The sequence below is a fragment of the Janthinobacterium sp. GW822-FHT07H10 genome (assembly GCF_058798675.1).
On the sequence record NZ_JBXAKS010000004.1, the window covers coordinates 62,814 to 74,959 of the forward strand.

The window sequence follows — 12,146 nt, forward strand, 5'->3', positions numbered from 1 at the left end:
ACAATGAGCAAGACCATCCGTGAACTGGCGGCCGACCTGGCTGCCGGCCGCATCACCAGCGTGGAACTGACGCAGCGCATGCTGGCGCGCGCCGAGGCGCACCGCGCGCAGGGCGGCCATGCGTATGTCAGCCTCGATGGCGAGCAGGCGCTGGCCGAGGCGCGTGCCAGCGATGCGGCGCGCGCCGCTGGCCTGGTGCGTTCGCCGCTGGCCGGCGTGCCCATCTCGATTAAGGACCTGTTCGACGTGCGGGGGCAGACCAGCAGCGCCGCCTCGCAGGCGCTGGCCGATGCGCCACCGGCCGACGCCGATGCGCCAGCCGTGGCGCGCCTGCGCGCGGCAGGTGCCATCCTGCTGGGACGTACCAACATGAGCGAATTCGCCTTTTCCGGCCTGGGCCTGAATCCCCATTACGGCACGCCGCGCCATCCGCACGACCGCGCGCGCGTGGCCGGCGGCTCCACCTCGGGCGGCGCCGTCACGGTGGCGCTGGAAATGGCGGCAGGGGCCTTGGGCACGGACACGGGCGGCTCGATCCGCATCCCGTCCGCCTTTTGCGGCTTGACGGGTTTCAAGCCGACGGCGGCGACCGTGCCGCTGGCCGGCACGGTGCCCCTGTCGCGTTCGCTCGATTCGGCCGGTCCCATCGCGCGCAGCGTCGATTGCTGCGCGATTTTGTACGCGGCGCTGTCGGGCCAGGAGATCGCCGATGGCGCGCCCGCACTGAAGGGACTGCGCTTCGGCTTTACCCTGGACTACGTGGGTGCCAATGTCGAACCGCAGGTGCAGCAGGCGTTTGAGCGCGCGCTGGATGCATTGCGCGCGGCAGGCGCGCAGGTAGAACAGTTCGATTTCCCCGAACTGCTGGAGCTGCCGACGATCAATGGCGGCGGCGGACTGGTGGCGGCCGAAGCCTGGCACTGGCACCGCGCGCTGCTTGAGGCGCAAGGCGCGCAGTACGACCAGCGCGTGGCGGCGCGCATCCGCCGCGGCCAGCAGCAGGGAGCGGCAGACTACATCGACTTGCTCGATGCGCGCGCGCGCCTGATCGCCATCGCCAGACGGCGCCTGGCGCCCTATGACGCCTGGCTGATGCCCAGCGTGGCCATCGTGGCGCCGGAAGTGGCGCCGCTCGAAGCCGATGACGCCACCTTCTTCGCCACGAATGGCCTGGTGCTGCGCAACGCCAGCGCGATCAACTTCCTCGACGGCTGCGCGCTGTCGCTGCCGTGTCACGAGGAAGGCACGCTGCCCGTGGGACTCGGCATCTGCGGCCTGGCTGGCGCGGATGAACGGGTGCTGCAGATTGGCCGCGCGGTCGAGGCATTGTTGAGGGGGCACCAATAAATAGTGCTGCAGTGCAGGAAAATGCCAACTATGTAATATGATAGCTGGCATTGACATGAGATAGTCGCGCTCGCGCGCCGGCAAACTTCACACTGTGCACCGATACGACCTGATTAGCTGTCATGACTGCGGCGTGCTGTACCGCAAACGTCCGCTGCGTCCACGCGAAAAGGCGCGCTGCATCCGTTGCCGCTCGGTGCTGTACCGGGGCGCCCATGCGCGGGGCGCGCCGGCCGAATTGACCAAGGTGGTGGCGCTGACCCTGGGCGCCGCCCTGGTCTTCCTGATCGCCCAGTTCTTTTCCATCGTCGAACTCGACGTCAACGGCCTGACTTCCAGCGCCACCTTGCTCGGTTCCATCCGCGTGCTGTGGTCCGAACAGATGCACATCGTGGCGACGATGGTCTTCCTGTTTACCATCCTCTTTCCCTCCATCGAACTCGGCTCCCTGCTGTATGTGGCGCTGGGCCTGCGCCTGGGCGTGAGGGTTCCCGGCTTCAACCGCGTGCTGCGCGCCGTGCAGACGGCGCGCGAGTGGGGCATGACGGAAGTGCTGATGATCGGCATCCTGATCACCGTCGTCAAGATGACGAGCCTGGCCACCGTGGTGCCGCAACCTGGCCTGTTCGCGTTTGGCGCGCTGACGCTGATGCTGGCCATCGTCGTTTCGTTCGACCCGAAGGCGCTGTGGAACCTGGGCGACGACCTGACGCGGCAAGCACTGCCCGGCATCCGCTACAAGGCCTTTGCGCCCGGCGAGAAGGTCGTGCCCTGCCATGCGTGCGGCCTGGTGGCGCCGCCTTTGGTCAAGGGCAAACACCTGGAGTGCGCGCGCTGCGGCTCGGCGCTGCACGTGCGCAAGCCAAACAGCATCAGCCGCACCTGGGCCCTGCTGATCGCCGCCATGATCCTGTACATCCCCGCCAATCTGCTGCCCGTGATGGTCACGCAATCGCTGTTTGGCGCACAGGACGATACCATCATGAGCGGCGTCGTTCTCTTCTGGACCAGCGGCTCGAAAGGCCTGGCCATCATCATTTTCATTGCCAGCGTGGTCGTGCCGATGTTGAAACTGGGCGTGCTGGCGCTGCTGGCCTGGACGGCGCAGCGGCGCTCGCGCTGGCGGCCGCGCCAGCGCACCATCCTGTACCGCATGGTTGAATTCATCGGCCGCTGGTCCATGCTCGATATCTTTGTCGTCACCCTGACGGTGGCGCTGGTGCGCTTCAAGTCGCTGGCCGTGATCACGGCCGGCCCTGGCGCGCTGGCCTTCGGCGCGGTGGTGGTGCTGACCATGCTGGCGGCGATGCAGTTCGACCCGCGCCTGATCTGGGACCCCGTCGATGACAGGGCGGCCGAGGATGAAGAGCGTGCCAAGCTTGCGCCAAATAGCAAAAATACCGGAAACAATACAGTGATTGGAGAACAGCATGTCTGACAAAGAAGCGGGCGACCTTGCCGAAACCGGTGCGCGGCCACTGCCCGAACCCGATGTGGATCCGGCCAGCCGCTGGCTGCCGTCGCTGGTGTGGCTCATTCCGTTGCTGGCCGCGCTGATCGGCGCGGGCCTGGCCGCCAAGTCCATCCTCGACCAGGGCCCCACGGTGACGGTCAGCTTCACCAGCGCCGAAGGCCTGGAGCCGGGCAAGACCAAGGTCAAGTACAAGGATGTCGACATCGGCCAGGTGCGCGCCATTACCCTCGATGACGACCTGACCAAGGTGCAGGTGACGATCGACATGAGCAAGGAAGCGCGCCGCTTCGCCACGGCTGATTCGCGCTTCTGGGTGGTGCGCCCGCAGATCGGCGCCAGCGGCGTGACGGGCCTGGGCACCTTGCTGTCGGGCGCGTATATCGGCGTCGACACGGGCAAGTCGGAAGCGAAGAAAGACAGATTCGTCGGCATGGAAAATCCGCCCGCCGTGGCCGGCGACCAGAAGGGCAAGCTGTACACCCTGCATGCGGACAGCCTCGGTTCCGTCGACGTGGGCTCGCCCCTGTTCTTCCACCGCCTGCGCGTGGGCAAGGTGGTCAGCTTCGCGCTGGACAAGGACGGCAATGGCATCACCATGTCGGTCTTCGTCAATGCCCCGTACGATCAATTCGTCGGCAAGAACGCGCGCTGGTGGCATGCCAGCGGCGTCGACGTGCGCCTCGATTCCAACGGCTTCAAGTTGAACACGCAATCGCTGGCCGCCATGCTGGTGGGCGGCATCGCCTTCGAGGCGGAAAACGGCCGCAAGCCGGAAGAGCCGGCGCCGGCCGGCACCAGCTACCGCCTGGCGGCCGACGAGGCCAGCGCCATGCGCGAACCCGATGGCGAGGCCATTACCACCGTGTTCTATTTCGACCAGTCCCTGCGCGGCTTGCAGCCCGGCGCCACGGTGGACTTCCGCGGCATCGTGCTGGGCGAAGTGCGTTCGGTCGGCATCGAATTCGATCCCGTGAAGAAGAACTTCCGCATGCCGGTGACGGTCAACCTGTACCCGGCGCGCCTGGGCATGCGCTTCAAGGCGGCCGTCGACGATGCGGAAGGCTCGGCCGGCCACCAGCTGATGGAGCGCATGGTCAGCCGCGGCCTGCGCGCCCAGCTGCGCACGGGCAACTTGCTGACCAGCCAGCTGTATATCGCGCTGGACTTCTTCCCGAAAGCGCCGAAGGTGGCGCTGGACCTGAACAAGTATCCGCTGGAAGTGCCGACCGTGCCGAATACCCTGGATGAATTGCAGACGCAGATCGCCAGCATCGCGCGCAAACTGGACCAGGTGCCGTACGCCGAGATCGGCAACAACCTGAACGCCACCATCAAGCAGGCCAACACCCTGTTCAAGCAGCTCGATGGCCAGGTGGTGCCGGAAATGCGCGACACCCTGACGGCGGCGAAGCAGACCTTCGGCACGGCCGAGCAGGTGCTGCAAAAGGATTCGCCGCTGCAGTCCGATGTGCGCCAGGCCTTGCAGCAGCTGACGCAGACCCTGCAATCGCTGAATGCCCTGTCGGATTACCTGGAACGTCATCCCGAGTCCCTGATCCGCGGTAAAAAAGGAGATGAGAAAAAATGAAGCAGCCAATTCTTGCGTTTTTGATGACAGCCATCCTGCTGGGTGGTTGTTCCACGCCGCAGCCCGAGCATTTCTATACCCTGAGCGGCGGCGCCGACGCGCAGCCGGCCAAACCCGTGAAATACTATGTCGAGGTGCTGGCCGTCAGCGTGCCGCAGCAGGTGAGCCGCAACCAGTTCGTCGTGACGGCGCCCTCGGGCCGTATCGAATTGCTCGAGCAGCAGCGCTGGGCCGGGCCGCTGGCCGGCGAGATCGGCCAGTCCCTGTCGACGGCCGTGACGAACGAGCTGGGCGCCATCGATGTGTTCCGCACGCCACACCCGGACAACCTGCCCGTGTACCGCATCAGCACCAATGTGCAGCGCTTCGAGTCGGTGATGGGGCAGTACGCGCTGATCGACGCCGTGTGGAGCGTGCGCCAGCTGGCTGGCAACAAGGTAGTGACTTGCCGCACGGTGGCGAATGAAAAAGTGGCTGCCGGCTACGATGCACTGGTGACGGGCCACCGCCGCGCCGTGGCGCGTATCGCCACCGACATGGCGGGCGTGGTGCGCGCCCTGGAGGCCGGCAACGCCGCCTGTCCCGCCACCTGAGCCGATTTTCGCCTTTCCTGCCCGGCCGGCCGCTGCTAGAATGTGGCCATGGGAATGACCGCACTCACACGTCGCTGCGCCGCCTGGATCGCCTGTTTCGCGCTCCTGCTGGCGGCGCTCGCGCCGTCGATATCCCAGGCCGTCGCCAACGCCAAGCAGGAATCGGGCTCCGGCTGGGCTGAAATCTGTTCGGTGGCCGGCATCCGTTTCGTCCAGGTCGCCGACGATGGCGCCGCCGATGGCAAGTCCGGCGGCAAGGCCATGCAGATGGAGCATTGCGCCTTCTGTGCCACGCATGCGGGTTCCGTCGGCTTGCCGCCCAGCCCCGTGCTGCCGCTGCCTGTCGCCAGCGGCACGGCCATCCTGCCTGCGCTGTACTACCAGTCTCCCGCACCGCTGTTCATCTGGTCCACCGCGCAATCGCGCGCGCCGCCCGCTCTCGTCTAAGTTTTTGCATTTTTAATGCTTGCGTTGTCCGCCTTCCGGCGTGATGCGCCGCATCCGCATACTTAAACGAGAATCACATGAACAAACAACTGTTGGTGCTGGCCGCGGCCATCACCGTGGCTTATCCCTGCGCGCAGGCGCAATCCGATCATGTCATCGACACCGTCGTCGTCTCCGGCTCGCGCGCACAGGCGTGGCTGTCCGAAACGCCGCAGGCCATCGGCGTCGTCAACGAAAAGACGCTGCAGCGCGACAAGCCCAAGACCATGGGCGATATCCTCAACCGCATCGCCGGCGTGTACTGGAATGACCTGGGCAACGAGCAGCACAGCATGAGCATCCGCCAGCCCATCGGCACGAATGCCGTCTACCAGTACCTGGAGGATGGCATTCCCATCCGCCCGCTGGGCGTCTTCAACCACAATTCGCTCAACGAGATGAACATGGCGGGCGCCAGCGGCGTCGAAGTGGTCAAAGGGGCCGCTTCCTCGCTGTATGGCAGCAATGCCGTGGGCGGCGCCGTGAATTTCCTCACGGCCGGCGCCAGCGCGACGCCGACGGCCAGCGCCAGCGTGCGGCGCGACGGCGTGGCCGGCTTTACGCGCTACGACACGGCCGCCAGCGACACCTGGGGGCCGCTGGGACTGCGCTTTTCCCACTACAGCTCGCGCCGTTCACGCGACAACTGGCAGGAATACAGCTATGGCGACAAGGACTCGTTCTCGCTGCGCGCCGACTATGCGCTCAGTCCCACTTCCCAGCTGCGCGCCACGCTCGTGCACACGGACCTCGACGCGGCCATGACGGGCAGCCTGTTTGAAAACGATTACCGCCATGATCCGGGCAAGAGCCTGAACACGTTTACCTACCGCAAGGACAAGACCACGCGCATGAATGTGGCGTGGGAAGGGGCGACGACGGCCGGCGGCACGACCACCGTCACCGCCTTCACGCGCAAGAACGACCATGGGCAGTTGCCGGCCTATTCCATCGGCAGCTGCGCCGGCAGCCTGTGCAAGGGCGTCATCAACAACAACCACGTCGATTCGCTGGGTCTGGACGTCAAGCACCAGCAGGATTTTGCGTGGCTGAATTCGCGCCTGATCGCCGGCGTGTACGTGGACAAGAGCGACAATCCCTTTGTCAGCGATAACCTGGCCATCGTGCGCGACGCGGCCACGGGCCGCTACCTGCGCTATACGCTGGCCAATGCGGGCAATCCGCAGGGCGTGCGCGACTACCAGACGGATATCCTCAACACGGCGTTCTTCGCGCAGTGGGAATTCACGCCGCTGGCGGGCACGCGCGTGGTGCTGGGCGGCCGTTCGGATGCCATCCGCTACGACTACCATAACAATCTGGCGCCGGGCGGCAGCATCAATTACGGCGCGCCCGACGAAACGCGGCGGTTTTCGCATGTCAGCCCGAAGCTGGGCGCCACCTACGCCATCGGGCATGCGGGCAGCGTGTACGCGAATGTGAGCCAGGGCTTCACGCCGCCCGAGGTCAGCCAGCTGTATGGCAAGACGGGCATCGCCGATCTGCAGCCTTCCGTGTACAACAACTATGAGCTGGGCCTGCGCTGGGCCTTTTTGCAGGGCCGGCTGAAGCTCGATACGGCCGTGTACCGCCTCGATGGCCGCGACACCATCGTCAGCTATACGCTGTCGCCGGGCAATAGCGAAAACCGCAATGCGGGCCGCACCCGCAGCGAAGGCCTCGAATTAGGCTTGAACTACGCCAGCGGCCCGTTCGACGCGCGCTTCGCCACGGCCGTCGCGCGCCACCGCTACCTGCGTTACCAGGTGTCCGGCACGCTCGACTACAGCGGCCGCGACATGCCGCAGGCGCCGCGCGACATCACCTCGTTCGAAGCCGGCTACGCGCCCGTGGCTGGCGCCAGGGTGGCGCTGGAAGTGCTGCACCAGGGCCGCTACTGGATGAACAACGCGAATACGGTGGAGTACAAAGGCCACGCCTTGCTCAACCTGCGCGCCAGCTATCGCCTGTCGCGCGGCTGGGAGGCGTGGGCGCAAGTGCGCAACCTGATGGACAAGCGCTATGCCGATTCGGCCAGCAGCAGCTATTCGGGCGTCGGCAGCTATGCGGCCAATACCCAGAACCAGTACACGCCGGGCGCGCCGCGCAGCGTGATGCTGGGGCTGACCTATAACTACCACGTAGAGTGAGGCTGCCGATGAACCAGACGACTTCCCTCCTGGCGCGCCGCAAGAGCCTGTACTGGCGCATCCATTTCTGGGCCGCCCTGATCGCCTCGCCATTCGCCTTGCTGGCCACCTTGACGGGCATCCTGTACGTGTTCACGCCGCAGGTCGAGGACAGGCTGTACGCGCACCTCGAGCATGTGGTGCCGCAGGGCGCCATGCGTCCCCTCGACGCCGCCGTGGCCGCGGCGGAAACGGCGGCTCCCCGTGGCTGGGCCGTGCAGCACGTCGTGCCGCCTTTCCGTCCCGATGACACGGTGCAAGTGGCGTTCGCGCCGCCGGGCGGAGCGCCCGATGAACACGCCGGCCATGGCATGCCGGCGAAGGCCCGGCCGGCCTTCGGCCTGCCCGCGCAAGCCGTCATCGTGTATGTGAACCCCTACGATGCCTCCGTGCTGGGGACGCTGGCCAGTAGCGAGCGTTTCGGCAACTGGGCGAAGAAACTGCATTCGCGCCTGCTGCAAGGCGATGGCTGGCGCTGGATGATCGAGCTGGCGGCCAGCTGGCTGGTGGTGATGCTGGCGACGGGCGTGATCCTGTGGTGGCCGCGCGGCGCGCAAACGGGCCTGCCCAGGAAGGGCGCCACGGGGCGGAACGGCTGGCGCCAGTGGCATGCCTTTCTCGGCGTGGCGCTGGGGCTGGTGAGCGTCGTGATCCTGGCCACGGGGCTGACGTGGAGCCAGCAGGCGGGCGGACGCATCCGCGTGCTGCGCGACATCAGCGGCCAGGCGCCGCCGCCCGCGCCGCGCGGCCTGCATTCGCGCGAGGATGGCGCGCCGCTGGACTGGCAGGATGCGTGGCAGGTGGCGCGCAGCCACGCGCCCGCCATCGCCCTGCAATTGACGGCGCCGGCCAGCCAGGACGATGTGTGGCGCGCCACGATGGCTGACCGCAGCCGGCCCACGCTGCGCTTCGACCTGCAATTCGATGCCTACAGCGGCAAGCCCCTGTATTACGCGGGCTGGGATGCGCAGACGGCGTTCGGCAAGGCGACGGCCATCGGCATCCCCTTCCATCGCGGGGAATTCGGCTGGTGGAACCAGGCCTTGCTGCTGCTGTTTGGCGCCAGCGTGCTGTTCTCGCTGGTGTCGGGCTGGGTGATGTTCTTCAAGCGTCGCGCTCCCGGCAGCCTGGGCTTGCCGAAGCTGCTGCCGGGCGCCTGGACCTCGCCGTCGCCGCTGGCCTGGCTGGCGGCGGCCGGCATGTGCGCGCTGATGCCGCTGCTGCTCGTCTCCGGTTCGCTGCTGATGCTGCTGGAGCTGATACTTGCGCAGGCTAGCCACCGACGATGGGTTGGGCGATGATCCATAGACTGAGCAGGGTGTAGGCCACCATCAGGGCCAGCATCGGATACTGGCTGCGCAGGGCGGCGCGGCGGCCGGCGAACAGGCGCAGCGCGCACACGTGCGCCAGCCAGACGGCCGCCACGTGGCCGGCGACGATGGCGAACAGCGACACGTACCACACCGCCTTGGCGTCGACGATGCCCAGGCGGATGAAGTACAGCCGCGTGCCGCACAGGTCCCAGCCCAGGCCCAGTGGATCCGATGCGAGCGGGATCAGGTACTGGCCCGCCATCGCCAGGAAGGACAAATAATGGGCGAAGTGGTAGGCGATGGCGATGGGCACCAGTGTCAGCACGAAGCGGCCGGCCACCTGCATCAGGGGCACGGGCGGGCGGCCATCGCTGGCGCCGCAGCGGGCGACCAGCAGGCAAAACAGCAGGAAGACGGCGAGGAACAGGGCCGGCATCAGCAGCAGCGCGGCCGTGGTGATCCAGCCGATCGCCCCCGGCGACAGGGCGAGGACGGCATCGACGATGTCGTACCACGCTTGCGTCTCCATCATGCCGTCGAAGCTGACGGCGGCGAGCATCAGGATCACCAGCACGAGGCGCGCGCGGTGCACGGGTTCCGCCACGAGCAGGCCCGCCGCATACGGCCGGATGTACCAGGCGCCGTCGCGCAGGGTGTTCGGCGCGAAGCGCGCCAGCAAGCCAAAGACGACGTGGAAGACTTCCGCATTGCGCAGCCAGGCGGCGCGGCCGAACAGCGCCATGCCCGCCCACGTGAAGGCCGAATACAGCAGCATGGCCCAGGCCAGGCTGGCCGGCTGTTCGCTGCCTTCCCAGTTCAGCTCCATCCAGATGAAGCAGAAGAACAGGAGCGTGGCCGGCCAGCTGTCGAGCCATGCGGGCCAGCCGAATGGCGCGCGCCGGCGCGGGCAAAGCTGCTGCGCCGCGCGCGCCACGCTGTCGAGCGGATTGACGAGCCCCCACAGGTCGCCGACCAGCGCCGAGACATATGCCATGCCCACCCACCAGACGGCCCACACCATCGCCGGCGCGATGTTCTTTACCGGATTCTGCACGCCCACCAGTCCCGCCACGATCACCAGCACATACAGGGCCAGCACCAGCAGGCGCAGGAAGAAGGCGAGGGCGCGCGCGCCGGGTATGCGGCGCAGGAGCAGCCGCGCATGGTCGCCCTGGCAAGGCGCGGCGGGCGCATCGCGGCGCCACAGCGCGAGGAAGGCAAACGACAGCGCCACCGTCAGGCCCGCGCCCGTCAGGTAAAGCCATAGCGGCAGCGGCAGGTCGTAGCGCTGGCCGAAGCCATGGGCGAGGCTGAGGCATGGCGTGGCCAGCAGGCCGGCAGCGGGCAACAGGCGCCGCGTCATGGCGGCAGCACTTCCAGGTACATCAGCGGCGCTTCGCGGTGATGCTTGTGCTGCTTGCCCTGCGTTTGGGCGCCATAGCCGTGCGCGGAAACGGGGAAGCGGCCGGGCACCGTGGCGTCGACGCGCATGGCTTTCATCTCGCCTGGTTTCACCGTCAGCAGTTGGTCATAACCGTGCAGATGGATATCGACTATTTCGTCGGTAGTCCAATCCAGCATGATTGTGCCGTACTGCCTGACCCGTATCGTCGGCGGTTTTGCCGCGATCTTGCGCTGCACAATGGCCATGGAAACGCGCTGTTCCCGCACCTGCTGTTTTACCGCAGAAGCGCTCTGCGACTGGCTTTGCGGGGAGATGGCGAGCATCAGGAAGGCCAGCGCGCAGCATGCGGCAAGATGGGGGCGGAGGATTTTTTTCATTCTTAAATTTTAGGAAATATTTCCATCATTGGCCATCTGAAAAAAAACGCCAGTTTGAAAAAGTGCCGCCGTAGAATGATCGGCGCGGACCGGCGGCAAGCATCGCCTGTCGGCGGATCCGACGACACTTGGAAAAAGGCAGGGGAGACGATGACGAATAAAAAACGGATGTTTGCACTGGCAGTGGCGGCCCTGGCCGCGCTGCCCGCATCGGCCGAAATCCTGGCCATGGTCAATTACGAAAGCAAGTCGCCCGAGTCCCTGAAGGCGCTGAAAAGCCCGGTGGCGCCGCCCTCGCGCAAGGAGGGCATCGCCATCATCGACGTCGATCCCGAGTCGAAAAACTTCGGCAAGATCGTGCGCGACATTCCCCTGCCGCCGGACCTGGTGGCGCACCACATTTTCTACAACCACGACATGAGCAAGGCCTACATCACGGCGCTGGGCAAGACGCAGCTGCGCGTGATGGACATGCGCCACAAGGACTTGCCGATCAAGGTGATCGAGGTGCCGACTTGCCAGGTGGGCGAGGACATCGTTTTTTCGGATGACCGCAAGCGCTGGTATTTAAGCTGCATGGGCTCGCAGGCCATGCTGGAGGGCGACGCCGTGCACGACAAGCCCGTGCGCACCGTCAAATTGCCGGCGCCGTATCCGCATGGCCTGGCCATCCACGACGGCATCGACCGGGCCCTGTTGACGAGCACCATCCGCCCCACGGACCTGGGCGACGCCGGTGAGGTGATCAGCGTGGTGGAAACGAGCACGGGCAAGGTGCTGGGCACGCACAAGCTGTCGAAGAAGCCGTCGCCATCGGGCGAGGCGCCGGTGGAAATCCTGTTCGTCCCGGGCAGCAATCCGCCCGTCGCCTACATCGCCAACATGTATGGCGGCACCGTATGGACGGCCACGTGGAATGCGCAGACGAAGGATTTCGAGACGGCCCAGGTGCATGACTTTGCCGAACAAAAGGCGGGCGTGCCGCTGGAACTGTATTTCAACAAGGGCGCCACGCGTCTGTATCTGACCACCGCCAAGCCGGGCCACCTGCATATCTTCGATCTGACGGGCGGCGTCGCCAAGCCGCGGCTGCTGAAATCGATTCCCGCCGCCGAGGGCGCGCACCACGTGGCGTTCACCAGGGACGGCCGCTACGCTTTCGTGCAAAATGCGCTGCTCAATCTGCCGGGCATGAGCGATGGCTCGATCACCGTCATCGACCTGAAGAAGGAAGCCGTGGTGGGCAAGGTCGATACCCTGAAGGACAAGGGACTCAATCCGAACAGCATCGTGCTGCTGCCGAAGTGGAATGACCTCATGGGGCACTGAAGGGCGGATTGGCGCTAGAATGGAAGGGCGCGGCCCGGCTCGTTG

10 protein-coding genes are annotated in these 12,146 nt (G+C 66.1%); 8 read left to right on the forward strand and 2 right to left on the reverse strand.

What is annotated here, in order from left to right:
* Positions 1 to 3 precede the first annotated feature (3 nt).
* The 7 genes from AC1RDJ_RS10970 (at position 4) to AC1RDJ_RS11000 (ending at position 8,978) form a co-directional block, all read left to right on the forward strand.
* Complete coding sequence (locus tag AC1RDJ_RS10970) at positions 4 to 1,347, forward strand: amidase (RefSeq protein WP_493027441.1); 1,344 nt, start codon at positions 4 to 6, stop codon at positions 1,345 to 1,347.
* A 133-nt stretch (positions 1,348 to 1,480) separates the two neighbouring features.
* A complete protein-coding gene (locus tag AC1RDJ_RS10975) occupies positions 1,481 to 2,785 on the forward strand; it encodes a paraquat-inducible protein A (RefSeq protein ID WP_493027442.1) in 1,305 nt (434 codons plus the stop codon).
* Positions 2,778 to 4,409 (forward strand): PqiB family protein, encoded by a 1,632-nt coding sequence (locus tag AC1RDJ_RS10980; protein ID WP_071325193.1) that lies wholly within the window; start codon positions 2,778 to 2,780, stop codon positions 4,407 to 4,409. Before AC1RDJ_RS10975 ends, AC1RDJ_RS10980 begins: the two co-directional genes overlap by 8 nt.
* Positions 4,406 to 5,002, forward strand: coding sequence for a PqiC family protein (locus AC1RDJ_RS10985; protein WP_493027443.1), 597 nt, complete (start codon positions 4,406 to 4,408; stop codon positions 5,000 to 5,002). Before AC1RDJ_RS10980 ends, AC1RDJ_RS10985 begins: the two co-directional genes overlap by 4 nt.
* A gap of 54 nt (positions 5,003 to 5,056) precedes the next feature.
* Positions 5,057 to 5,449: a DUF2946 domain-containing protein gene (locus AC1RDJ_RS10990; protein WP_493027444.1), complete on the forward strand. Its 393-nt coding sequence runs from the start codon at positions 5,057 to 5,059 to the stop codon at positions 5,447 to 5,449.
* 77 nt (positions 5,450 to 5,526) lie between these two features.
* Positions 5,527 to 7,638 (forward strand): TonB-dependent receptor, encoded by a 2,112-nt coding sequence (locus AC1RDJ_RS10995; protein WP_493027445.1) that lies wholly within the window; start codon positions 5,527 to 5,529, stop codon positions 7,636 to 7,638.
* An 8-nt stretch (positions 7,639 to 7,646) separates the two neighbouring features.
* Positions 7,647 to 8,978 (forward strand): PepSY-associated TM helix domain-containing protein, encoded by a 1,332-nt coding sequence (locus AC1RDJ_RS11000; RefSeq protein ID WP_493027446.1) that lies wholly within the window; start codon positions 7,647 to 7,649, stop codon positions 8,976 to 8,978.
* Here the strand turns inward: AC1RDJ_RS11000 and AC1RDJ_RS11005 are convergent.
* Together AC1RDJ_RS11005 and AC1RDJ_RS11010 are read right to left on the reverse strand one after the other, a co-directional pair.
* Positions 8,950 to 10,353, reverse strand: a complete 1,404-nt coding sequence (locus tag AC1RDJ_RS11005; protein ID WP_493027447.1) for a hypothetical protein — start codon at positions 10,351 to 10,353, stop codon at positions 8,950 to 8,952. The two genes, AC1RDJ_RS11000 and AC1RDJ_RS11005, sit on opposite strands and share 29 nt — an antisense overlap.
* Complete coding sequence (locus AC1RDJ_RS11010; protein WP_493027448.1) at positions 10,350 to 10,772, reverse strand: hypothetical protein; 423 nt, start codon at positions 10,770 to 10,772, stop codon at positions 10,350 to 10,352. Before AC1RDJ_RS11010 ends, AC1RDJ_RS11005 begins: the two co-directional genes overlap by 4 nt.
* 168 nt (positions 10,773 to 10,940) lie before the next feature.
* Here AC1RDJ_RS11010 and AC1RDJ_RS11015 point away from each other — a divergent pair, with 168 nt between their 5' ends.
* Positions 10,941 to 12,101, forward strand: coding sequence for a YncE family protein (locus tag AC1RDJ_RS11015; RefSeq protein ID WP_493027449.1), 1,161 nt, complete (start codon positions 10,941 to 10,943; stop codon positions 12,099 to 12,101).
* The last annotated feature ends 45 nt before the right edge of the window (positions 12,102 to 12,146 follow it).

What these genes read in the sequence shown, in the direction of transcription:
- AC1RDJ_RS10990 (WP_493027444.1), top strand. Translation starts at nt 5,057, where the DNA reads ATGACCGCACTCACACGTCGCTGCGCCGCCTGGATCGCCTGTTTCGCG.
- AC1RDJ_RS10970 (WP_493027441.1), top strand. Translation starts at nt 4, where the DNA reads ATGAGCAAGACCATCCGTGAACTGGCGGCCGACCTGGCTGCCGGCCGC.
- AC1RDJ_RS11010 (WP_493027448.1), bottom strand. Translation starts at nt 10,772, where the DNA reads ATGAAAAAAATCCTCCGCCCCCATCTTGCCGCATGCTGCGCGCTGGCC.
- AC1RDJ_RS10980 (WP_071325193.1), top strand. Translation starts at nt 2,778, where the DNA reads ATGTCTGACAAAGAAGCGGGCGACCTTGCCGAAACCGGTGCGCGGCCA.
- AC1RDJ_RS11015 (WP_493027449.1), top strand. Translation starts at nt 10,941, where the DNA reads ATGTTTGCACTGGCAGTGGCGGCCCTGGCCGCGCTGCCCGCATCGGCC.
- AC1RDJ_RS11000 (WP_493027446.1), top strand. Translation starts at nt 7,647, where the DNA reads ATGAACCAGACGACTTCCCTCCTGGCGCGCCGCAAGAGCCTGTACTGG.
- AC1RDJ_RS11005 (WP_493027447.1), bottom strand. Translation starts at nt 10,353, where the DNA reads ATGACGCGGCGCCTGTTGCCCGCTGCCGGCCTGCTGGCCACGCCATGC.
- AC1RDJ_RS10995 (WP_493027445.1), top strand. Translation starts at nt 5,527, where the DNA reads ATGAACAAACAACTGTTGGTGCTGGCCGCGGCCATCACCGTGGCTTAT.
- AC1RDJ_RS10985 (WP_493027443.1), top strand. Translation starts at nt 4,406, where the DNA reads ATGAAGCAGCCAATTCTTGCGTTTTTGATGACAGCCATCCTGCTGGGT.